This is a genomic window from Microbacterium sp. KNMS (genome assembly GCF_053851835.1).
This window is the reverse complement of the sequence record NZ_JBSQBP010000020.1, coordinates 1-21,322: the sequence shown is the minus strand read 5'-3', so window position 1 is coordinate 21,322 and position 21,322 is coordinate 1. Positions and strand designations below refer to the sequence as shown.

Sequence of the window (21,322 nt, the reverse complement as noted above, 5' to 3'; positions counted from 1 at the left end):
GCTCACTTCCGCTTCTTCTTGCCGGTGTAGTGCGGGTTCTCCCACACGACGCTGCCGCCCTGACCGAGCCCGACGCACATCGCGGTGAGGCCGTAGCGCACCTCGGGGTGCTCGGCGAACTGCGCAGCGAGCTGGATCATGAGGCGCACGCCGGATGCCGCGAGGGGATGCCCGACCGCGATGGCGCCGCCCCAGGGATTGACCCGCGGGTCGTCGTCGGCGATCCCGAAGTGGTCGAGGAAGGAGAGCACCTGGATCGCGAAGGCCTCGTTGAGCTCGAACAGGCCGATGTCGTCGATCGTGAGCCCCGCCTTCGCGAGGGCCTTCTCGGTCGAGGGGATGGGGCCGATGCCCATGATCTCCGGCTGGACGCCCGCGAACGCGAAGGAGACCATCCGCATCTTGGGCGCGAGGCCGAGCTCCTTGACCGCGGCCGACCCGGCGAGCAGGCTCACGGTCGCGCCGTCGGTGAGCGGCGACGACGTCCCCGCGGTGACGCGCCCGTGCGGTCGGAACGGCGTCTTGAGCGAGGCGAGGCCCTCCATCGTCGTCTCGGGGCGGCGTCCCTCGTCCTCGGTGGCGAGCGCCCACGCTCCGTCAGGGCGCGCCACCGCGACCGGGACGAGATCGGGCTGGATGCGCCCGGCGTCGTAGGCCGCCTGAACCTTCTGCTGGCTCAGCATGCCGAAGCGGTCGGCGCGCTCCTTCGTGAGGTGCGGGAAGCGGTCGTGGATGCGCTCGGCGGTGACGCCCATGTTGAGCGCGCCGGGATCGACGAGCTTCTCGGCGACGAAGCGCGGATTCGGATCGGCGTTCGACCCGATGGGGTGCCGGCCCATGTGCTCGACTCCGCCCGCGATGGCGAGGTCGTACATGCCGACGCCGATCGACGCGCCCATCGTGGTGACCGCCGTCATCGCGCCCGCGCACATCCGCTCGATCGCGAGGCCCGGCACGGTCTGCGGGAGTCCCGCGAGGATGGCCGCGGTGCGGCCGAGGGTCAGGCCCTGGTCTCCTGTCTGCGACGTGGCCGCGATGGCGACGTCGTCGATCCTGTCGGCGGGGACGCCGCCGTTGCGCTCCATGAGCCCGATCATCGCCTTGACGACGAGGTCGTCGGCTCGGGTGTTGGCGTACATGCCCTTCTCGCCGGCGCGCCCGAACGGGGTCCGCACGCCATCGACGAAGTAGACATCCGAAAGCTCGGCCACTCTGCCTCCCTGTGTCAGTTGACCTCAGCCTAGGCACGGGCGGGCGCGCGTCTCCGCATCGATTGGGATGAACCTACGAAGCCGGATCGCCCTGCTCTCCGGCCGTTTGCGCGGCGCGCACAAACGCGGCGGCGATGAGGTCGGCGGTGGCCTCGATCTGCCAGGGGCGGGCTCCCTGCGCGCGGAGGGCGTCGCCGACCGTGGCGGCATCCACGACGGCGGGCGGCTCCCACGCCACCCGGCGCAGCGTCTCGGGGGTGAGGAGGTTCTCCGTGGGCATCGAAAGCTCGGCGGCCTTCGCCTCGACGTCGGGCCGAGCCTGCTTGAGCCGCTGGTCGGCCTCGGGGTTGCGGTCGGCCCATGCCCGATGGGGCGGCAGCGCATCGCTCGGGACGCGCTCGGCGGGGAGTTCGTCGCTCTCGCGTCCGGCGACGATCGCGTTCCACCAGCGGTCGAGCTCGGTCCGGCTCGCGCGGCCGGTGAACTCGCGGATGCCGGCGAGGGCCTGCTTCGTGCGCGGCATGGCCAGCACCGCGGCGACGAGCGCGCGATCGGGCACGAGTCGACCGGGCGAGACGTCCTGAGCCTGCGCGAGCTCCTCGCGCGCGCGCCACAGCTCGCGAGCGACCGCGAGGTTGCGACGGCCGCGCACCTTGTGCAGTCCGCTCAGGCGCCGCCACGGGTCGGGGCGCGGCGCCTTCGGCTCGCGCGCGAGCGTCGCCTCGAACTCCTGACGGGCGAACTCGGCCTTGCCCGACGCCTCGAGCTCTGCCTCCAGCCGGTCGCGCACGTCGACGAGGTGGAGGACGTCGAGCGCCGCGTACTCGAGCCACGCGCGCGGGAGGGGCCGGGTCGACCAGTCGGCGGCCGAATGGGCCTTCGCGAGCTCGACCCCGAGCGCGGCCTCGACGACGGCGCCGAGGCCGACGCGCTCCCAGCCGAGGAGGCGGGCGGCGAGCTCCGTGTCGAAGATGCGCCGAGGGTCGAGCCCCAGCTCGCGAAGGGAGGGCAGGTCCTGGCTCGCCGCGTGGAACACCCATTCCTCGTCGCCCAGGAGGCGCTGGATGGCCGTCACGTCGGGAACCGCGATCGGGTCGACGAGCAAGACGCCGCCGTCGCGACGGTAGAGCTGCACGAGGTAGGCGCGCTGCGAGTAGCGGAAACCGGAGGCGCGCTCGACGTCGACGGCCACGGGGCCGGTGCCCGCGGCCAGGCGCTCGACGGCCTCGGCGAAGACCGCGGGGTCGTCGATCACGGGGAAGTCCGCTGCCGGCTGCGGGTCGGTCATCTGGGCCTCCGGGCGCCGAACACGGCGATGTCCTCCGACCCCGGCGGGAGGCCGGCGAGCATGCAGACGAGCTCGGCCCAGGCCTCGACGTGGGAGCGGAACGATCCGACGGGCGACCACGAGGCGCGCAGCTCGATCTGCGCGCCGTCGCCCTCGGCGGCGAGTGCCCCGAACCCCTTCGACAGGATCTTCGTCGCGGTGCCGGAGGGGGAGTGGTACGGCGCCCCGCGGGTCTCCAGCGCGTCGACGAGCCACGACCAGGTGACATCCGCGAGGAGCGGATCGGTCCCGATCTCGGGTTCGAGGGGAGCCTGGGCGAACGTCACGATGCGCCAGCTGCCGCCCCATGACTCCTGCCCGTCGGGGTCGTGGAGCAGGATGAGCCGGCCGGTCCCGTACGGCGAGTCGCCGTGGTCGTCGGGTCGGACATCGGCGGCGAGGGCGATGCTGAAGGGCGCCAGACCCTGCGGCGACGGGATGTCGCGCACGGTGAGATCGCCCCGGAACGTCGCCGAGCGCACGGCCGCCTCCGCCTCCGCGAAGGCGTCTGAGCGCGCCCGATCTCCCGTCACGTCGACAGATTAGAGTGAGGGTGCCATGAACACCCCCAGGCGCGCCGCATCCCCGGTCCTCATCGGTCTCCGCTCCGCTCTCACCGTGCTCGCCGCCATGCTCGCCGGCGTGGCGGGCGCCGTCGCCTACGTCTCGCTGCGGATCGCGCGCAAGGCGGTCACGCCCGGCCCGCGCGTGGCCGACGTCGCCGTCCACGGGTTCGACACCGGCGCGCAGACGATCACGCTCTCGCGCACGCCCGATACGGTCCTCCCCGGGCGCTACGGGCTCTTCACGGGCGGATCAGAGCACTACCTGAAGCTCGGCGCGGTCCTCGCGGAGGACGGGCAGCGCGTGCGGAGGAAGCTGCTCACGCAGGTCGACTCGAGCTCGCAGATCGGGCCGTACGCGGCCTTCAGCGGCTGGTACTGGGAGCGCGCCGAGGAGCTCCACCTCCCGTTCACGACCGAGTTCATCGGCGCGCCGGTCGGGCCGTGCCCCGCGTGGTACTTCCCGGCCGAGGATCCCGATGCGGACACGTGGGTCGTCGCGGTCCACGGGCGCGGGACGACCCGCGCCGAGGTGCTCCGCGCGGTTCCCGTCCTCCATGAGGAGGGGCTCCCCGTTCTGTGCGTCTCGTACCGGAACGACGGCGAGGCGCCGCGCAGCCGCTCGGGCCGGTACGGTCTCGGCGCGACCGAGTGGCGCGACGTCGACGCCGCCGTCGCGTGGGCGCTGCGGCGCGGAGCCCGCCGGATCGTCCTGATGGGGTGGTCGATGGGCGGGGCGATCGTCCTCCAGGTCGCGCTCAACTCGGCGCACGCCGACGCGATCGCGGGCGTCATGCTGGAGTCGCCGGTCGTGGACTGGCGGCTCGTGCTGGGATTCCAGGCGCGCGAGCTGCGCGTCCCGTCGCCCTTCACCCGGCTCGCGATGGGCGCGCTCGGACAGGAGTGGACGTCGCGGGTCGTGCGCCACGGCGACCCGATCTCGCTCGACGACCTCGACATCGTCTCCCGCGCGGAGGAGCTGCGGCATCCGATCCTGCTCCTGCACAGCGACGACGACGGGTTCGTGCCGTCCGACGCCTCGCACCGGCTCGCGTCCGAGCGCCCCGACCTCGTGACGCTCGAGCGCTTCCACACGGCGCGCCACACGAAGCTGTGGAACTTCGACGAGCACCGCTGGAACAGCGCGATCCGCTCCTGGCTGCGCACGCAGGCGCTCGTGCCCGACGTCGGCGGGGCCTGAGCCGCCTCAGACGAGACGCGAGCGGATCTGCCGCTTGGCGCGCAGGAGCATCCCGGTCATGCCCGAGATCCGCAGCGGCGACACGACGCGGGTGAGGCCGAGGGTCTGCGGGAAGTCATCGGGCACCGCGAGGGCCTCGTCGGCGGTGAGGCCCGTGAGCCCCTGAGCGAGGATGCTCGCGAAGCCGCGCGTCGTGGGCGCCTCTGCGGGCGCGGTGGCGTGCATCGCGACGCGGCGATCGGCGTCGACCTCGAGCACGATGAACACGGGCGACTGGCATTCCGCGACGCGCTCGGTGAGCTCCGGGTGATCGGCGTAGCGCACGGGGATCTCCGGGAGCTCGTTCGCGAACTCGAGGAGGAGCTGGAGACGCTCGGGCTCATCGAGCGCGAGGAACTCGTCGCGGATCTCCGCGAGGGCGTCGGGGAGCGCGTGGTCGGTCATCCGCCCCAGACTACTGCGCGGGGAGCGCCCCTGGCTCGCCGCCGGTCGCGATCGGCACCCGGACGGCGCTGCCCCACTCGGTCCAGGATCCGTCGTAGTTGCGGACCTTCGGGAAGCCGAGGAGGTGCTTGAGGACGAACCACGTGTGGCTCGAGCGCTCGCCGATGCGGCAGTACGCGACGATGTCGTCGTCGTCCTGCAGGCCGATCTCGTCGCGGTAGATCGCCTCGAGCTCGGCGCGCGGGCGGAAGCCGCCGTCCTCCGCGACGGCGCGTCCCCACGGCACGCTGCGGGCCGTGGGGATGTGGCCGGCGCGGAGCGCTCCCTCCTCGGGGTACGCGGGAGCGGTCGTGCGCTCGCCGGTGTACTCCTCGGGGGACCGCACGTCGACGAGCGGACCCGCGCCGAGACGCGCGAGGACGTCGTCCTTGAACGCGCGCAGGGTGGCGTCGTCGCGCTCGACGATGGGGTACTCGACGGCCGCGCGCACCGTGCGCTCCGTCGTGAGCTCACGGCCCTCGGCGATCCAGCGATCGCGCCCTCCGTCGAGGAGGCGGACGTCCTCGTGCCCGAAGAGCGAGAACACCCAGAGGGCGTAGGCGGCCCACCAGTTGCTCTTGTCGCCGTAGATCACCACCGTGTCGTCGCGGGAGATGCCCTTGCGGCCGAGGAGCTCGGCGAAGCCCGCGCCGTCGAGGTAGTCGCGCACGACCGGGTCGTTCAGCTCCGTGTGCCAGTCGATCTTGACGGCGCCCGGGATGTGGCCGGTCTCGTAGAGGAGGACGTCCTCGTCCGACTCGACGACCACGAGACCCGGCTCGCCGCGGTGCTCTTCGAGCCATTGCGTCGAGACCAGCCGCCACGGCTCGGCGTACGCGGCGAACTTCTCCTGCGACTCATCCGGTGCGACGGCCATGGCTGCTCCTCGTTATCGTTGTGGGGACCCGTCTTCGAGCCTACGGCCCGCGAGCACGGTGCGGCTCGGCCTGTCGGCCGGGGCGCGTAACCGATAGACATCTGAGGACCCATGACCTCCACCGCGACCGAGATCGTCCACCTCGCCGACCGCCATCCGCAGCTGTCCGGCGAGGAGATGCTCGCCAGCCTCGTGCCGCCGCGGCAGTTCGACGACGCGACGTTCGCGTCGTACCGCGTCGACCCCGACTATCCCTCGCAGCAGGAGGCGAAGGAGGAGCTCGAGCGGTTCGCGACGGGGGCCCAGCCCGCGCGGCGCGGCGGGCTCTTCTCGCGCAGGCCCAAGCTCCCGGATACCAAGCCCGGCGTGTACCTCGACGGCGGGTTCGGCGTCGGCAAGACGCACCTGCTCGCGGCGATCTACCACGCGGTCCCCGCCCGGCGGAAGCACTTCGGCTCGTTCATCGAGTACACCGCCCTCGTCGGCGCGCTGGGCTACAAGAACACGGTCGAGCTGCTGCGCGGATCGGCGCTGCTGTGCATCGACGAGTTCGAGCTCGACGACCCGGGCGACACGATGGTGATGACGCGGCTCCTCGGCGAGCTCGTGGCGTCGGGGACGCGTCTGGCGGCGACGAGCAACACCCCGCCGAACGCGCTCGGCGAGGGGCGCTTCGCCGCGCAGGACTTCCTCCGCGAGATCCATGCGATGTCCGACAGCTTCCGCACCCTGAGGATCGACGGCGTCGACTTCCGCCAGCGATCCCTCGACGGGCACGCCGTCGTCCTCGACGACGCGGACTACGACGCAGCGCTCGCGGGCGCGGGCGGCTCGGCCTCCGACGACGGCTTCGATGCGCTCATCTCGCACCTCGCCCGCGTGCACCCCTCGCGTTACATCCGCCTCATCGACGGCCTCAGCGCCGTGGGTCTGCGCGACGTGCGCCAGCTCACCGACCAGTCGGAGGCGCTGCGCTTCGTCGCGTTCGTCGACCGCGTCTACGACGCCGAGCTGCCGATCCATGCCACGGGCGCACCGCTCGAGGACGTGTTCGGCGCCGACATGCTCGCGGGGGGCTACCGCAAGAAGTACCTCCGCGCGATCTCGCGTCTCGTCGCGTCGACGCACGCGTGACGCGCTGCCGCCCGAGGTCCTCCCCAGGGCGGCGAAACACGATGTTTACGGAACGCCGATCCTCGTAACACATCGGAAACACCAGCCGCACCAGACGGGTAACGCGCTGTCGGGACACTGAGTCCACCCGGTCGAGCGAACCTCTCGACCCGACGGCTCGCCGGGGTCCCCACACTCGATCTGGAGAAGCACATGGATCAAGGCAACACAGCGTTCATGCTGATCGCCGCGGCGTTCGTCCTGCTGATGACGCCCGGGCTGGCGTTCTTCTACGGCGGACTCGTGAAGGCCAAGAGCGTCATCAGCATGATGATGCTGAGCATCGGGGCGATGGGCCTCATCGGGGTCCTCTGGGTGCTCTACGGCTATGCCGTGGCGTTCCCCGGCGCCGAGGGCCTCGTCGCACCGTGGTCGATCGACTGGACGGCGCTCGGCCTCGACAGCCTGCTCGAGACGCCCGAGGACGCGGCGTACCCGCCGCTCGCGTTCGTCGCGTTCCAGGCGACCTTCGCCATCCTCACGGTCGCCCTCGTGTCCGGCGCGATCGCCGACCGCGCGAAGTTCGGCGCGTGGATGACGTTCGCGGGCATCTGGGCCACCGTCGTCTACTTCCCGGTCGCGAGCTGGGTCTTCAACTTCGGTCTCGCCGACGACGGCTCGTTCGCATACGGCGGATGGATCACCTACGGCATGCAGGAGGTGTTCGGCGTCGGCGCGATCGACTTCGCGGGCGGCACCGCCGTGCACATCAACGCGGGCGCCGCGGCCCTCGCGCTCTCGCTCGTGCTCGGCAAGCGCGTCGGCTTCCAGAAGGGCGCGCACGTCCCGCACAACCCGCCGTTCGTGCTGCTCGGCGCCGGGCTGCTGTGGTTCGGCTGGTTCGGCTTCAACGCCGGCTCCGAGCTCGCCGCGGACGGCACCGCCGCCCTCGCCTTCGTCAACACGATCGCCGCACCCGCCGCCGCGCTCCTGGCCTGGCTCGTCGTCGAGAAGATCAAGGAGGGCAAGGCGACCTCTGTCGGCGCTGCCTCGGGCGCCGTCGCGGGCCTCGTCGCGATCACGCCGGCCTGCGCGTCGGTCCACCCGATCTGGGCCATCCTGCTCGGCCTCATCTCGGGCGCGGTGTGCGCGCTCGCGATCGAGCTGAAGTACCGCTGGGGCTTCGACGACTCGCTCGACGTCGTGGGCATCCACCTCGTGGGCGGCCTCATCGGAACCATCTACCTCGGCTTCTTCGCGAACGAGACCGGCCTGTTCATGGGCGGCAACGGCGCGCAGCTGCTCGTCCAGGTGATCGCGGCGGTCGCCGTCCTCATCTACTCCTTCGTGCTCGCCTACATCATCGGCTTCGCGATCGAGAAGACGATCGGCTTCCGCGTGAAGAACGAGGACGAGGTCGCCGGCATCGACACCGTTCTGCACGGCGAGGAGGGGTACGTCCTCGACGTGCGCTGATCCCATCTCCTCTCCAGGACGCCCCGGCCGGATGGTCGGGGCGTCCTCGTGCGCGTCGGCACCGGTAGGGTGACGGCGTGGCAAGACAGGGATTCCTCGGCATGCTCGCCGGCATCGCGCTCGACGTCCTCGCGCAGGCGACGAAGCCTCAGCGGAAGGCAGGGTCCGCGCGGAAGCGCGACGACGACCGGTCCTCGGCCCCGCGGGCGCCGCGTCCCGCGCGCGAGGCGGCGCGCGAGGTCCCGCCGCAGGCGGCCGACGCGCGCTCCGGCGTGCAGACGGTCGAGGTGGATCCGAGCGACGTCCGAGACCTCGTCCTCAGCTACGCTCCCGATCGCGACGGCGCGCCCGACGGCGGCGAGATCATCTGGACCTGGGTGCCATATGCCGAGAACGACGGGAGAGGCAAGGACCGGCCCGTCCTCGTCCTCGGCCGGCACACGTCCGATCGCTCGTACGCCGTGAAGCTCACGAGCAAGTCGCACGACGGCGACCGCGAGTACGTCTCGATCGGCTCGGGGGAGTGGGATGCCCAGGGCCGCGAGTCGTGGGTCGATCTCGATCAGCTCTACAGCGTCCACGTCGACGGGATGCGGCGCGAGGCGGCGGAGCTCGACCGTCGACGGTTCGAGCGCGTCGCTCAGGAGCTCGTGCGCCGCTACGGCTGGCGCACGGGGGAGTAGGCGCACGCGCCGCACCGGAGCCGGCGCACCGTGCGCACCGTCGGGTTCCCCAGGGTCAGGGCCTGCACTTCGGTGGTGAGCTCGTGCGCGTGGGCCGAGCACAGGCCCGCGCCGCATTCGGTGCAGACCGCGAGTGCCACCCTCTCGACGCCGACGGCGTCGCAGTCATGACAGCGCATCGGCCGTCTCCTGAGCTGAGCCGGGCGCACTCCGGGCGGTCGTGATCTCGCGAACCGGGCGACACGGATTCCCGACGGCGACGACGCCGGCGGGGATATCGCGGGTGACGACGGATCCCGCCCCGACGATGGCGTCGTCCCCGATCGTGACGCCAGGGGTGATCGTGACGGAGCCTCCGAGCCACACCCTGCTGCCGATCGTCACGGGCTCTGGCAGCTCCCACCCCTCGACCCTGCTCGCGATGTCCTCCGCGTGGTTGGGGGTGTAGATCGCGCAGCGGGGGCCGATCAGCGTGTCCTCGCCGATCGTGACGAGCCCGCCTCCGACGACGAGGAAGTCCGCGTTGATGAACGTGCGGTCGCCGATCACGAGCCGCTCGCCGTAGTCGATGCTCAGCGGCGGCCGGAAGTCGATCCCGTCTCCGGCGCCCGGCACGAGCTCGCGGAACAGACGGCGAGCCTCGTCGAGATCGTCGTGGTAGATCCGTCCGATCCGCGCGCACAGCGCGTGCGCTCTGGTCTCCCATACGTCGCGGGTCACCGTGCGGCCCTGCTCGCATGCCGCGCGGGCGGGGAAGACGACGAAGCCCCCGGCGGGACCGGGGGCTTCTCATGGTGGGCGATACCAGACTCGAACTGATGACCTCTTCCGTGTGAAGGAAGCGCGCTACCAACTGCGCCAATCGCCCATGTGGAGTTGTCGTGCCTCAGCGGCACAGGTGTCGAGCATACCGGATCGGCTCGGCCCAGGCGAACCCGGTCGCCCGTCTCGCGTGTCGCACGTGAACGGTCGGTGACACGCCCGGATCCGGGTCGTGGTTTGGCCGGTCGTGGAACGTGGGCTAAAGTGGTGCAAGTGCCCGGAGCGAGACTCCGGGGGCGAAATGCGGATGTAGCGCAGTTGGTAGCGCATCACCTTGCCAAGGTGAGGGTCGCGAGTTCGAGTCTCGTCATCCGCTCGAGTGCAGGGGTTCCGAAAGGGATCCAGGCACGTGGGTTCGATCCCCGCGGTGGCGTGGCCGAGAGGCGAGGCACCGGCCTGCAAAGCCGTTTACACGGGTTCGAATCCCGTCGCCACCTCGCTCGACAACTGAATAGCTCTTGATGAGCGCGATTGGCGCAGCGGTAGCGCGCTTCCCTGACACGGAAGAGGTCACTGGTTCGATCCCAGTATCGCGCACGCGGATGTAGCGCAGTTGGTAGCGCATCACCTTGCCAAGGTGAGGGTCGCGAGTTCGAGTCTCGTCATCCGCTCGCGCACAGGGCCCCCTCGTGGGGCCCTGTTCCTTTGGGCGATTGGCGCAGCGGTAGCGCGCTTCCCTGACACGGAAGAGGTCACTGGTTCGATCCCAGTATCGCCCACCCGAGAACCCCCGCTTCGGCGGGGGTTTCGTCGTTCTCGCGGGTGCACGCGGTGCGAGCCCACGGAGGCGGCGCAACTAGGATGGTCGAGTGACCACCGGATTCGACCTGTACCCCGAGAAGAACGTCGTCGCCATGCGCGTCGACGGTGAGCTGAAGGACCTCGCAGCCGAGGTCGCGGAGACGCAGACGACGGAGCCGGTGACGATCGACAGCCCCGACGGGCTGAACATCCTGCGCCACTCCACCGCGCACGTGCTCGCACAGGCGGTGCAGAAGATCAACCCCGCCGCGAAGCTCGGCATCGGACCGTTCATCGCCGACGGCTTCTACTACGACTTCGGCGTCGACGAGCCGTTCACGCCCGACGACCTCAAGGCGATCAAGAAGGAGATGCAGCGCATCGTCAAGGAGGGCCAGCGATTCGTCCGCCGGGTCGTCACGGACGAGGAGGCGCAGGCCGAGCTCGCCGACGAGCCGTTCAAGCTCGAGCTCATCGGCCTCAAGGGCGGCAAGAAGGAGGCCGCGGAGGGGGCGAGCGTCGAGGTCGGCGCCGGCGAGCTGACCATCTACGACAACGTCGACGCGAAGAGCGGCGAGACGCAGTGGAAGGACCTCTGCCGCGGCCCTCACGTGCCCTCCACGCGCCTGCTCGGCAATGGCTGGGACATCGTGCGGGTCGCGGGCGCGTACTGGCGCGGCAGCGAGAAGAACCCGCAGCTCCAGCGCATCTACGGCACGGCGTGGCCGACCAAGGATGACCTGAAGGCCTATCAGGACCGCCTCGCCGAGGCCGCGCGTCGCGACCACCGCAAGCTCGGCAAGGAGCTCGACCTCTTCTCGTTCCCCGACGAGATCGGGTCGGGCCTGTCGGTCTGGCACCCGCGCGGAGGGATCGTGCGCGGCGAGATGGAGCAGCACGCGCGTCGACGTCACATCGAGGGCGGCTACACCTACGTCTACACGCCGCACATCTCGAAGGAGGACCTGTTCCTCACCTCGAACCACCTCGTCACGTACAAGGACGGGATGTTCCCGCCGATCGTCATGGACGAGGAGCGCGACGAGGACGGCAACATCACGAAGCAGGGCCAGGACTACTACCTGAAGCCCATGAACTGCCCGATGCACATCCTCATCTACAAGGAGCGCGCGCGCAGCTACCGCGACCTCCCCCTGCGGTTCGCGGAGAACGGGACGGTCTACCGCAACGAGCTGTCCGGCGCGCTGCACGGCCTCACGCGCGTGCGCGGCTTCACGCAGGACGACTCCCACCTCTTCGTGACGCCCGAGCAGCTCGAGGCCGAGGTGACGAAGGTGCTCGAGTTCATCATCTCGATGCTGCGCGACTTCGGCCTCGACGACTTCGAGCTCGAGCTGTCGATGCGCGATGACGAGAAGGCCAAGTGGATCGGCTCGGACGAGTTCTGGGAGTACTCGACGAACGCGCTGCGCAATGTCGCGGTCGCGAGCGGGCTCAAGCTCACCGAGGTCCCCGGAGAGGCCGCGTTCTACGGTCCCAAGATCGACCTCAAGACGCGCGACGCGATCGGCCGTGTGTGGCAGCTGTCGACCGTCCAGGTCGACCCGAACCTCCCGGAGCGCTTCGACCTCGAGTACACCGCGGCGGATGGGTCGAAGCAGCGGCCGATCATGATCCACCGAGCCCTGTTCGGCTCGATCGAGCGCTTCTTCGCGATCCTCCTCGAGCACTACGCGGGCGACTTCCCGGTCTGGCTCGCGCCGCAGCAGGTCGTGGCCGTGCCCGTGGCCGATGAGTTCGCGCCCTACCTCGAGGACGTCGCCCAGCGCCTGCGGGTCGAGGGCGTGCGCGTGGAGGTCGATCGGTCCGACGACCGCATGCAGAAGAAGATCCGGACGCACTCGACCGGCAAGGTTCCGCTCATCCTCATCGCGGGGGAGCAGGACCGCTCGGCCGGCACGGTGTCGTTCCGCTTCCGCGACGGATCGCAGCGCAACGGCGTCCCGATCGACGAGGCGGTGCGCCTCGTCACGGGCGCGATCGCCGAGAAGAAGCTCATCCTGACGGACGAGGACCTCTGACATGACCGAGGAGCACGAGGCGCGCGAGGAGTTCGCGCGCCTCGAGCCGTCGTCTGACTTCCCGTCGTCGGCCGATGCGTTCCAACGACTCTGGACGCCGCACCGGATGGCGTACATCAACGCGGGCGCGGACGCGAACCGCGGCACGGGCTGCCCGTTCTGCGCGGCGCCGGGCAAGAGCGACGAGGACGCCCTCATCGTGCACAGGGGAGAACACGCCTTCGTGCTGCTCAACCTCTTCCCGTACAACTCGGGGCACCTGCTCGTGTGCCCGTATCGCCACATCGGCCTGTACGACGAGGCGGACCCGCACGAGACGGCCGAGATCGCCTATCTCACGCAGACGGCGATGCGCGTGCTCCGCTCCGTGTCCCGGTGCGACGGCTTCAACATCGGGATGAACCAGGGCCACGTCGCGGGCGCGGGCGTCGAGGAGCACCTCCACCAGCACGTGGTGCCCCGCTGGGCCAGCGACGCGAACTTCTTCCCGATCATCGCGAAGACGAAGGCGCTCCCGCAGCTCCTCGGCGAGGTCCGCTCGGCCATCGCCGGCGCCTGGCCCGAGTACCACTGAGACTCAGCGAGCGCAGCGAGCCGCCCCCGGTCGTTGAGCGACGAGCGCCAGCGAGGAGTCGAAACGAGACTCAGCGAGCGCAGCGAGCCGCCCCCGGTCGTTGAGCGACGAGCGCCAGCGAGGAGTCGAAACGCGACTCAGCGAGCGCAGCGAGCCGCCCCCGGTCGTTGAGCGAGCGGAGCGCGTCGAAACGCAAGCCCTCGTCAGCGCGCCGCCCGGCACGCGGCGACGAGGTCTCGCGCGAGCGCCTCGGCATCGTCGTCGGCGAGACCGTGCACCGTCAGACGGAGGTGGTGTGACGGCGTCGCGGCGTCGTCGAGCACGAAGTCGTCACCCGTCCGCGCGAGCCAGCCGCGGCGCATGAGCTGCTCGGAGACGGCGCGGGCCGGCGCGGGGAGCGGCACCCAGAGGCTCAGCCCGTCACCGGGGTCGACCTCGATGCCGTGGCGCGACAGGCGCTGCGCGAACGCCGCGTTCCGCTCGGCGTAGTGCGCGCCGGCGCGTTCGATGGTCGCGAGCGCGCCGGGGTCGGTGAGGAGCGCGATGGTCAGCCGCTGCAGGAGATGACTGACCCACGTCGTCCCGGGGCTCAGCCGCAGCGCGAGACGGTCCGCCGTCTCGGGGTCGGACGCGGTCACCGCGAGGCACATGTCGGGCCCGAGGAACTTGGAGACCGAGCGCACGAGCGCCCAGCGACGGTGCGCGGGGCCGATGATCGAGTGGTACGGCCTGCGCGACAGGAGAGAGAAATGGTCGTCCTCGATGACGAGGACGTACGGATGGTCGGACAGCACGGCGCGGAGGTCCGCTGCGCGCGCGGGCGACAGCCCGGCGCCGGTCGGGTTCTGCGCGCGCGGGGTGCAGACGATCGCGCGCACCCCCTGCTCGAGCGCGTGACGCAGTCCGTCGACCGTCATCCCCTCGGCGTCGACCGGCACAGGCACCGCGCGGTAGCCGCCGAGTCGGACGGTCTGGATGCTCGCGAGGAAGCACGGGTCCTCGAGGGCGACCGCGTCGTCGCGCATGAGGGCCTGTGCGAGGAGGCGCTCGACCGCGTCGACGGCGCCGCTGGTGATCGTGAGACGCGGAGGGCCTGCCGGCGCGAGGTCCTGGCTCATCCACGCGCGGGCGCGCTCCTCGAGCTCTCGGTCGATGACGGGCTCTCCGTAGAGCACCGGACGGCCGGCGAGCGAGGCGAGCGCGTGCGACATGCCGGGGATCAGAGCGGGATCGGGATTGCCCGTCCCGACGTCGCGCAGCACGCTGTCGGTCGCATAGCCCTCCTGAGCGACGGGGGAGCGGTCGGCGATGCGTGTGCCCGCACGGCCCTGCGTGAGGACGAACCCCGCCTGCGCGAGCTGACGGTACGCGGCGACGGCGGTGTTGCGGTTCACGCCGAGATGCTCGGCGAGCGAGCGGACCGGGGGAAGCGCGTCGCCGGGCCGGAGCCGCCCGCGTTCGAGGAGGGCGCGCACGCTGTCGGCGATGTCCGACGCGGAGCGACCCGTGATCTCGATGACGCCCTGTTCCATTCCGCCGAGTCTACGGCCCGCACCATGCTAGCGTTTGGCCTAGGTCAAAAACCCGAATGTACCCGACCGTCGCCGGACGGCGACGATGTGAAAGGAAGCACCGTGGCCACTGCCACCACTGGAACCGGGCGCGTCAAGCGCGGACTCGCCGAGATGCTCAAGGGCGGCGTCATCATGGACGTCGTGACGGCCGAGCAGGCGCGCATCGCCGAGGACGCGGGAGCGGTCGCCGTCATGGCGCTCGAGCGCGTGCCCGCAGACATCCGCGCGCAGGGTGGCGTCGCCCGCATGAGCGACCCCGACCTCATCGACGAGATCGTCGCGTCCGTCTCGATCCCGGTGATGGCCAAGGCGCGCATCGGGCACTTCGTCGAAGCGCAGGTGCTGCAGGAGCTCGGGGTCGACTACATCGACGAGTCCGAGGTGCTCTCGCCGGCCGACTACGTCAACCACATCGACAAGTGGGGATTCACCGTGCCGTTCGTGTGCGGCGCCACGAACCTCGGCGAGGCACTGCGCCGCATCACCGAGGGCGCGGCGATGATCCGCTCGAAGGGCGAGGCCGGCACGGGCGACGTCTCCGAGGCGACCAAGCACATCCGCCGGATCACGAGCGACATCAACGTGCTCCGCTCGAAGACCAAGGACGAGCTCTACGTCGCGGCCAAGGAGCTGCAGGCGCCCTACGAGCTCGTCGCGGAGATCGCGGAGACGGGCAAGCTGCCGGTCGTGCTCTTCACGGCCGGCGGTGTGGCGACCCCCGCCGACGCGGCGCTCATGATGCAGCTCGGCGCGGACGGCGTCTTCGTCGGGTCCGGCATCTTCAAGTCGGGCGAGCCGGCCAAGCGCGCGGCGGCGATCGTCAAGGCCACGACGTTCTACGACGACCCCAAGGTCGTCGCCGAGGCGTCGCGCGGCCTCGGCGAGGCCATGGTCGGCATCAACGTCTCCGATCTGCCGGCGCCGCATCGCCTCGCCGAGCGCGGCTGGTAGCCGTGCCCACCGCACCGCGCGTCGGCGTGCTCGCGCTGCAGGGGGATGTGCGCGAGCACGTCGCCGTGCTCGAGCACCTCGGCGCGCACGTCGTGCGCGTGCGTCGGCCCGAGCAGCTCGACGAGATCGACGGCATCGTCCTCCCCGGTGGCGAGTCGAGCGTGATCGACAAGCTCGCGCGCGCCTTCGACGTCCGCGAGCCCCTCGTGGCGGCCATCCGCACGGGGATGCCCGCATTCGGGACGTGCGCGGGGCTGATCCTGCTCGCCGACCGGATCAGCGACGGCATCGAGGGTCAGCAGACGTTCGGCGGGCTCGACGTCACCGTGCGCAGGAACGCGTTCGGCGGACAGGTCGAGTCGTTCGAGACGGAGCTGTCGATGCCGGTCCTCGGCGCCCCTCCCGTGCACGCGACGTTCATCCGCGCGCCGGTGGTCGAGCAGGTCGGCGCGCACGCCGAGGCGATCGCTGCGCTCCCGGACGGCCGCGTGGTCGCGGTGGAGCAGGATGGCCTCCTCGGCATCTCCTTCCACCCGGAGGTCTCGGGGGAGGAGCGGCTGCACCGCCGCTTCCTCGCTCGCGTGCGGCGCGCGGCCTGAGCGCGGCAGGGTCCGCACCGCGGGCCCTGCCGCTGCGGCGTCAGCGCACCTGGCGAACCGCGAACTCGAGGCGCGGATGCGCGAAGTGCTCCTGCGCCTGCACGAGCTGGAGCTCGCGGTCGCCCGCGGCGAGCGTCTGCTCGAGAAGGCCGAAGACGCTCGACGCGGTGCGCGCGAGCGCATCGGGCGCGGACCGCGTCGCGAGATAGTGCGAGGTGAAGAGGGCGGCCGTCACGTCGCCGGAGCCGTTCGCCTTCATCGGGAGGTGCGGCGTCTGCACGACCCACGCGCCGTCGTCGTCGACCACCATCATCTCGATCGTGCCCTCGGGCCGGTCGGGGCGCTCGACCGAGGTGACGAGCACCGTGCGGGGGCCCATGTCGCGCGCGGCGTCGGCCGCTGCGACCGTGGACTCGAGCGTGTCGGGCGCCGTGCCGGTCAGGAAGCCCAGCTCGAACTGATTGGGCGTGATGATGTCGGCGACGGGCACGACCTTCTCGCGCAGGAGGTCGGGGATCGCCGGGGCGACGAAGCAGCCCGACTTCGCGTTGCCCATGACGGGGTCGCACGCGTAGACGGCGGCGGGATTGGCCTCCTTGACGCGTGCCACGGCGTCGATGATCACGTCGGCGATGCCCTCGCTGCCCTGGTATCCCGAGAGCACCGCGTCCAGCGACGCGAAGGCGCCGCGCTCCTCGACGCCGCGGATGACCTCGGCCACGTCGGCCGGCGGGATGAGCGGGCCCCGCCACGCGCCGTAGCCGGTGTGGTTGGAGAAGTTGACCGTGTAGACGGGGAGCACCTCGACGCCGATGCGCTGCATGGGGAAGACGGCGGCGGAGTTGCCGGCGTGCCCGTACGCGACGGCCGACTGGATCGAGAGGATCTTCATCCTGAGATCATCTCATCGCCGCCCGCGCGTCCGATCGGCGTGGTGGAATGGACGCGGACGAGGGGGGAAGCCGTGGACGGGCGTCGACGCGGGGTCGCGATCGCGTGGAGCGCGATCGGGCTCGTGGTGCTGGGCCTCGTGGCGGTGTTCCTCTGGTCCGTCCTGCAGCCGCAGGCCGAGCCGGCCGCGCAGCCGACGCCATCCGCGTCGGTCTCGACGACGCCCACGCCCACGCCGACTCCGACTCCGACGCCCACGGGGCATCCGGCGAACACCGAGGAGTACGACCTCGGGGCGCTGCCGGCGCTCGACGTCTTCGCGGTGATCCCCGAGCTCCCGCTGGACGACGACCCCGACGGCGAGACCGCGTCCCTGTCCGCTCGTCCGCTCGGTGAGGGCGCCCCGGTCTTCGCGGATCCCGAGGGCGAGCCGGTCGCGGCGCTCGCGCGCGAGCTGCCCTTCGAAGGCACGGTCGTCCCGGTCGTCGAGCGAGAAGAGCACTGGGTCAAGGTGCTCCTCGTCGGGCGCCAGAGCACGCCGTCGCAGGGCGATGCGCGCCAGGTCGCGGGATGGCTGCGGATGGCCGACGTCGAGCTGAGCGCGAACGCCGCGCGCGTCGAGGTCGACCTCGGCGACCGCACGATCGACATCGTCACGCCGGATGGCGCCGAGCGCGTCGCGACGGACTTCGCGTCGGGGACGACGGCGACGCCCACGCCCCTCGGGCGCTCCTTCATCATGCTCACGCGGGCCGTGCCGGAGCTGGCGTACACGGCGGGACTGCCGATCGTCTACCTGTCGGCGCAGTCGCCGACGCTCGACGGGTTCGACGGGCAGAGCGTCGCGGTGACCGCGTTCCACTACCACGACGTGCGGTCGGGGCCCATCTCGAACGGATGCATCCGCCTGGGCGGCGAGGCGATCGCGCGCCTGGCGGAGCTGCCGGCCGGGACCCCCGTCTACATCCGCGAGTGAGCGCCGTGCGCCGCCCGCACGAGCAGTTCGGCGCGAGCGAATAGAATCGTCCTGGACGGCGCGCGCAGCGCGCGGTCGCGCAGTCAGACGAGCGGGAGATCTATGTCCGGGCATTCCAAGTGGGCCACGACCAAGCACAAGAAGGCGGTCATCGACGCCAAGCGTGCCAAGTCGTGGGCCAAGCTGATCAAGAACATCGAGGTCGCGGCCAAGCTCGGCGGCCCCGACCTGCAGGGCAACCCGACCCTCTTCGACGCCGTCCTCAAGGCGAAGAAGACGTCGGTCCCGAAGGACAACATCGACCGCGCGATCAAGCGCGGCGCCGGCATCGGCGGCGAGGCGGTCGAGTACACGTCGATCATGTACGAGGGCTACGCCCCCGGCGGCATCGCGATGCTCATCGAGTGCCTCACCGACAACAAGAACCGCGCGGCCGCCGAGGTGCGCACGGCGATGACGCGCAACGGCGGCAACATGGCCGACCCCGGCAGCGTCGCGTACAACTTCGAGCGCAAGGGCGTCATCGTCGCCTCCTCGGAGGGCGTCAGCGAGGACGACGTCATGCTGGCCGCGCTCGAGGCCGGCGCGCAGGAGATCGAGCCGCACCCCGCCGGATTCGAGATCATCACCGAGGCGAGCGACATGGTCGCCGTCCGCACCGCGCTGCAGGAGGCGGGCATCGAGTACGAGTCGGCCGACGCCGAGTTCGTGCCGAACCTCAAGGTCGAGGTTGACGCGGAGACCGCGCGCAAGGTGTTCCGCCTCATCGACGCGCTCGAGGACAGCGACGACGTGCAGAACGTCTTCACGAACATGGACCTGACGCCCGAGGTGCAGGCCGAGCTCGAGGAAGACGACGAGTGACGACCGGATCCCGGTGAGCGAGGGCGGAGGCGCGAGCCTCCGCCCTCGCTCCGTCCGGGGCGGATGTCGGCGGTGACGGGGAGGATGGACGCATGGGGCGGGCAGACGGCACGGGCAGGCTCGTGTCGGCCGACGGGGCAGACGACAGCGGCACCGGGATCCTGCACGTCGACATGGACGCGTTCTACGCGGCGGTCGAGGTGCTCGACGACCCGACCCTGGCGGGCAAGCCGATCATCATCGGCGCTCCGGATGGCCGCTCGGTCGTCTCGAGCGCGTCGTACGAGGCGCGCCGCTACGGGGTGAGGTCCGCGATGCCCGTGAGCCAGGCCATCCGCCTGTGCCCGCACGCGCTCATCGTGCCACCCCATTTCGACCGCTACCGGGCCGTCTCGGCCCAGGTGATGGAGATCTTCCGCAGCTTCACGCCGCTCGTCGAGCAGCTCTCGATCGACGAGGCGTTCCTCGACGTGCGCGGCGCCCGCCGGCTCTGGGGGAGCCCGGGGCGCATCGCGCAGCTCATCCGCGCGCGCGTGAAGGACGAGGCGGGCATCACGTGCAGCGTCGGCGTCGCCGCGACCAAGCACGTCGCGAAGATGGCATCGACGATCTCGAAGCCCGACGGGATGCTCGTCGTCCCCGGGCACCGGACCCTCGAGTTCCTCGGGGCGCGGCCCGTGCGCGCGATGTGGGGTGTGGGGCCGAAGGCGGCCGAGGTGCTGGAAGGGCGCGGCATCCGGACGATCGCCGATCTGCGCGACACGCCGCTGCCCGTCCTCGCGCGCGCCCTGGGGCAGGCGTCCGCCCACAGGCTGCACGCGCTCGCGCGTGGCGAGGACGCACGAGAGGTCGAGACGACGCGCGTCGAGAAGAGCATCTCGCACGAGGAGACGTTCCACACCGACGTCTCCGACGTCGAGCTGCTCCGAGCCGAGCTGCTGCGCCTCGCCGATCGGGTGGCCGTGCGGCTGCGCCGCGGCGGCGTGGAGGCGGGCGGCGTCGCGATCAAGGTGCGCTTCGCCGACTTCGCGACGATCACGCGCTCCCAGGCGCTGGCCGAGCCGACCGCGCTCGGCCAGCGGATCGGCGAGGTCGCGCGCGAGCTGCTCGGGTCGGTCGAGCTGCGCCAGGCCGTGCGTCTCATCGGCGTCCGCGCCGAGCGCCTCCGCGAGGCGGGCTCGTCGGCCCTCGCCCTGTGGGATGAAGACGCCGACTGGAAGCGCGTGGAGGGCACGCTCGACGACGCCGTGAGCCGTTTCGGCGACGGCGCTGTGACGCGCGCGGCCTTCCTCGGGCGTGCGGAGCGGCATCCGGAGGTGCCCCGCACGCCGCGCCCGCCGGAGGATTCCGACTGACAGGCGCGGCTCGCCCCGGTAGCGTGGGGGACATGCCCAACATCGCCCTCGAAATCGGCAAGATCTCCGCGAACCTCGGCGTCACCGCCGCCTACGGCGAGCCCCAGGAGCTCGACGGCGAGCGCTTCGTCCCCGTCGCGGCGACGTGGACCGGCTTCGGCGGCGGCTCCGACGAGGCCGGCAACGGCGGAGGCGGAGGCGGCGGCTTCTCGGCGCCCGTGGGCGCGTACGTGCGACGCGACGGCGAGCTGCGATTCGAGTCGAACCTCATCGCGACGCTCGCGGTCGCGATCCCGCTCGTGTGGGTCACCGGCCGCGTGCTCGCCAAGCTCATCCGTGCCCTCAAGAAGTAGCGAGCGCGCCGAGGTCGCGATCTCGGAGGCGGCGCACCGCGTGCGCGCGCTCATCGACGCGAGGGCGGCGCGGAGGGTCGTCGTCGACGGCCGCAGCGGCGCCGGGAAGACGACGCTCGCGCGGCTCGTCGTGGAGGCGTGGCCGGGAGCGCAGCTCGTCTCGCTCGACGAGCTCTACCCCGGATGGGGCGGGCTGCGGGAGGGCGCGGCGCTCGCCTGCGCCCTCGTGCTGGCTCCGCACGCCGCCGGCTCCGTCGGACGGTACCGGCGCTTCGACTGGACTCTCGGCACGTTCGCGGGCGCCGAGGTCCGTGTCGATCCGGGTCGGCCGCTCGTCGTGGAGGGATGCGGCGCGCTCACACCCGCCTCCGCAGAGGTCGCGGATGCGAGCGTCTGGCTCGATGCCGAGGCCGCGCTGCGTCGCGAGCGCGCTCTCGCCCGCGACGGCGACGGCTTCGCGCCCTACTGGGACATGTGGGCTGCGCAGGAGGACGCGCACATCGCGAGCGAGGCGCCCGAGGCGCGCGCGGATCTCGCCCTCCTGACCCGCTGATCACGGGCACGCGCGTCCCGTTCGAATGTCGGTGGTGGGGTTGATGATGGGGGTGTGACGAGCAGGAAGCCGCGGTTTGTGGATCCGCTGTCG

The 21,322-nt window shown here is 71.3% G+C and carries 22 protein-coding genes and 6 tRNA genes; 18 read left to right on the top strand and 10 right to left on the bottom strand.

Annotated elements, in window-relative coordinates:
• Window positions 1–2 precede the first annotated feature (2 nt).
• From ACWXWW_RS12870 to ACWXWW_RS12860, 3 genes are all read right to left on the bottom strand, one after another.
• Entirely contained in the window at window positions 3–1,211 is a 1,209-nt protein-coding gene (locus ACWXWW_RS12870; RefSeq protein WP_271172073.1) for a thiolase family protein, read from the bottom strand.
• A 73-nt stretch (window positions 1,212–1,284) separates the two neighbouring features.
• Window positions 1,285–2,499, bottom strand: a complete 1,215-nt coding sequence (locus ACWXWW_RS12865) for a ribonuclease D (RefSeq protein ID WP_455970167.1) — start codon at window positions 2,497–2,499, stop codon at window positions 1,285–1,287.
• Window positions 2,496–3,071, bottom strand: coding sequence for a DUF3000 domain-containing protein (locus ACWXWW_RS12860; protein WP_271172071.1), 576 nt, complete (start codon window positions 3,069–3,071; stop codon window positions 2,496–2,498). The genes ACWXWW_RS12865 and ACWXWW_RS12860 overlap by 4 nt, the downstream gene beginning before the upstream one ends.
• Before the next feature lie 25 nt (window positions 3,072–3,096).
• Here ACWXWW_RS12860 and ACWXWW_RS12855 point away from each other — a divergent pair, with 25 nt between their 5' ends.
• Complete coding sequence (locus ACWXWW_RS12855; RefSeq protein WP_271172070.1) at window positions 3,097–4,302, top strand: alpha/beta hydrolase family protein; 1,206 nt, start codon at window positions 3,097–3,099, stop codon at window positions 4,300–4,302.
• Between the two features lie 6 nt (window positions 4,303–4,308).
• Here the strand turns inward: ACWXWW_RS12855 and ACWXWW_RS12850 are convergent, their stop codons facing one another.
• Window positions 4,309–4,746, bottom strand: coding sequence for a SufE family protein (locus ACWXWW_RS12850; RefSeq protein WP_455970166.1), 438 nt, complete (start codon window positions 4,744–4,746; stop codon window positions 4,309–4,311).
• 10 nt (window positions 4,747–4,756) lie between these two features.
• The gene (locus ACWXWW_RS12845) at window positions 4,757–5,662 is read right to left on the bottom strand and encodes a sulfurtransferase (RefSeq protein WP_455970165.1); all 906 of its coding nucleotides are present in this window, start codon (window positions 5,660–5,662) and stop codon (window positions 4,757–4,759) included.
• 111 nt (window positions 5,663–5,773) lie between these two features.
• On the opposite strand from ACWXWW_RS12845, the gene zapE reads away from it, so the two are divergent.
• The 3 genes from zapE (at window position 5,774) to ACWXWW_RS12830 (ending at window position 8,934) form a co-directional block, all read left to right on the top strand.
• Window positions 5,774–6,796, top strand: coding sequence for a cell division protein ZapE (gene zapE, locus ACWXWW_RS12840; protein ID WP_455970164.1), 1,023 nt, complete (start codon window positions 5,774–5,776; stop codon window positions 6,794–6,796).
• 192 nt (window positions 6,797–6,988) lie between these two features.
• Complete coding sequence (locus tag ACWXWW_RS12835) at window positions 6,989–8,251, top strand: ammonium transporter (protein WP_324014598.1); 1,263 nt, start codon at window positions 6,989–6,991, stop codon at window positions 8,249–8,251.
• Window positions 8,252–8,328: 77 nt separating this feature from the next.
• Window positions 8,329–8,934 (top strand): type II toxin-antitoxin system PemK/MazF family toxin, encoded by a 606-nt coding sequence (locus ACWXWW_RS12830; protein WP_282977927.1) that lies wholly within the window; start codon window positions 8,329–8,331, stop codon window positions 8,932–8,934.
• Here the strand turns inward: ACWXWW_RS12830 and ACWXWW_RS12825 are convergent.
• The 3 genes from ACWXWW_RS12825 to ACWXWW_RS12815 form a co-directional block, all read right to left on the bottom strand.
• Complete coding sequence (locus ACWXWW_RS12825) at window positions 8,910–9,113, bottom strand: DUF2180 family protein (protein ID WP_419775752.1); 204 nt, start codon at window positions 9,111–9,113, stop codon at window positions 8,910–8,912. The two genes, ACWXWW_RS12830 and ACWXWW_RS12825, sit on opposite strands and share 25 nt — an antisense overlap.
• Window positions 9,100–9,654, bottom strand: coding sequence for a sugar O-acetyltransferase (locus ACWXWW_RS12820; protein WP_455970163.1), 555 nt, complete (start codon window positions 9,652–9,654; stop codon window positions 9,100–9,102). Before ACWXWW_RS12820 ends, ACWXWW_RS12825 begins: the two co-directional genes overlap by 14 nt.
• Window positions 9,655–9,726: 72 nt before the next feature.
• A tRNA-Val gene (locus tag ACWXWW_RS12815) sits at window positions 9,727–9,802 on the bottom strand.
• A gap of 197 nt (window positions 9,803–9,999) precedes the next feature.
• On the opposite strand from ACWXWW_RS12815, the gene ACWXWW_RS12810 reads away from it, so the two are divergent.
• From ACWXWW_RS12810 to ACWXWW_RS12780, 7 genes are all read left to right on the top strand, one after another.
• Window positions 10,000–10,072 (top strand) — tRNA-Gly (locus tag ACWXWW_RS12810).
• A 50-nt stretch (window positions 10,073–10,122) separates the two neighbouring features.
• Window positions 10,123–10,193, top strand: a tRNA-Cys gene (locus ACWXWW_RS12805).
• Between the two features lie 28 nt (window positions 10,194–10,221).
• Window positions 10,222–10,293 (top strand) — tRNA-Val (locus ACWXWW_RS12800).
• 1 nt (window position 10,294) lies between these two features.
• Window positions 10,295–10,367, top strand: a tRNA-Gly gene (locus ACWXWW_RS12795).
• 36 nt (window positions 10,368–10,403) lie between these two features.
• Window positions 10,404–10,475: transfer RNA gene (locus ACWXWW_RS12790), tRNA-Val, on the top strand.
• Window positions 10,476–10,610: 135 nt separating this feature from the next.
• On the top strand, window positions 10,611–12,539 hold the full coding sequence (thrS, locus tag ACWXWW_RS12785) for a threonine--tRNA ligase (RefSeq protein WP_271172192.1): 1,929 nt from the start codon (window positions 10,611–10,613) through the stop codon (window positions 12,537–12,539).
• Between the two features lies 1 nt (window position 12,540).
• Window positions 12,541–13,113 (top strand): HIT family protein, encoded by a 573-nt coding sequence (locus ACWXWW_RS12780; RefSeq protein WP_271172064.1) that lies wholly within the window; start codon window positions 12,541–12,543, stop codon window positions 13,111–13,113.
• Between the two features lie 203 nt (window positions 13,114–13,316).
• Here the strand turns inward: ACWXWW_RS12780 and ACWXWW_RS12775 are convergent, their stop codons facing one another.
• Window positions 13,317–14,645: an aminotransferase class I/II-fold pyridoxal phosphate-dependent enzyme gene (locus tag ACWXWW_RS12775; RefSeq protein ID WP_455970162.1), complete on the bottom strand. Its 1,329-nt coding sequence runs from the start codon at window positions 14,643–14,645 to the stop codon at window positions 13,317–13,319.
• A gap of 102 nt (window positions 14,646–14,747) precedes the next feature.
• Here ACWXWW_RS12775 and pdxS point away from each other — a divergent pair, with 102 nt between their 5' ends.
• A complete protein-coding gene (pdxS, locus tag ACWXWW_RS12770; RefSeq protein ID WP_421076209.1) occupies window positions 14,748–15,638 on the top strand; it encodes a pyridoxal 5'-phosphate synthase lyase subunit PdxS in 891 nt (296 codons plus the stop codon).
• 2 nt (window positions 15,639–15,640) lie between these two features.
• A complete protein-coding gene (gene pdxT / locus ACWXWW_RS12765) occupies window positions 15,641–16,237 on the top strand; it encodes a pyridoxal 5'-phosphate synthase glutaminase subunit PdxT (RefSeq protein WP_455970161.1) in 597 nt (198 codons plus the stop codon).
• Between the two features lie 40 nt (window positions 16,238–16,277).
• Here pdxT and pdxY read toward each other — a convergent pair whose 3' ends face one another.
• Entirely contained in the window at window positions 16,278–17,129 is an 852-nt protein-coding gene (pdxY, locus tag ACWXWW_RS12760) for a pyridoxal kinase PdxY (RefSeq protein WP_324014609.1), read from the bottom strand.
• A gap of 72 nt (window positions 17,130–17,201) precedes the next feature.
• Here pdxY and ACWXWW_RS12755 point away from each other — a divergent pair, with 72 nt between their 5' ends.
• The 5 genes from ACWXWW_RS12755 (at window position 17,202) to ACWXWW_RS12735 (ending at window position 21,229) form a co-directional block, all read left to right on the top strand.
• Window positions 17,202–18,104 carry a L,D-transpeptidase gene (locus tag ACWXWW_RS12755; RefSeq protein ID WP_324014610.1) on the top strand — a complete coding sequence of 301 codons (903 nt, stop codon included), beginning with the start codon at window positions 17,202–17,204 and terminating at the stop codon, window positions 18,102–18,104.
• A gap of 102 nt (window positions 18,105–18,206) precedes the next feature.
• The gene (locus tag ACWXWW_RS12750) at window positions 18,207–18,968 is read left to right on the top strand and encodes a YebC/PmpR family DNA-binding transcriptional regulator (protein ID WP_271172058.1); all 762 of its coding nucleotides are present in this window, start codon (window positions 18,207–18,209) and stop codon (window positions 18,966–18,968) included.
• 92 nt (window positions 18,969–19,060) lie between these two features.
• Window positions 19,061–20,323: a DNA polymerase IV gene (dinB, locus tag ACWXWW_RS12745; protein WP_282977919.1), complete on the top strand. Its 1,263-nt coding sequence runs from the start codon at window positions 19,061–19,063 to the stop codon at window positions 20,321–20,323.
• Window positions 20,324–20,355: 32 nt separating this feature from the next.
• Window positions 20,356–20,676, top strand: coding sequence for a hypothetical protein (locus ACWXWW_RS12740; protein ID WP_455970160.1), 321 nt, complete (start codon window positions 20,356–20,358; stop codon window positions 20,674–20,676).
• Window positions 20,660–21,229 carry a hypothetical protein gene (locus ACWXWW_RS12735; protein ID WP_455970159.1) on the top strand — a complete coding sequence of 190 codons (570 nt, stop codon included), beginning with the start codon at window positions 20,660–20,662 and terminating at the stop codon, window positions 21,227–21,229. Before ACWXWW_RS12740 ends, ACWXWW_RS12735 begins: the two co-directional genes overlap by 17 nt.
• Window positions 21,230–21,322: the final 93 nt, after the last annotated feature.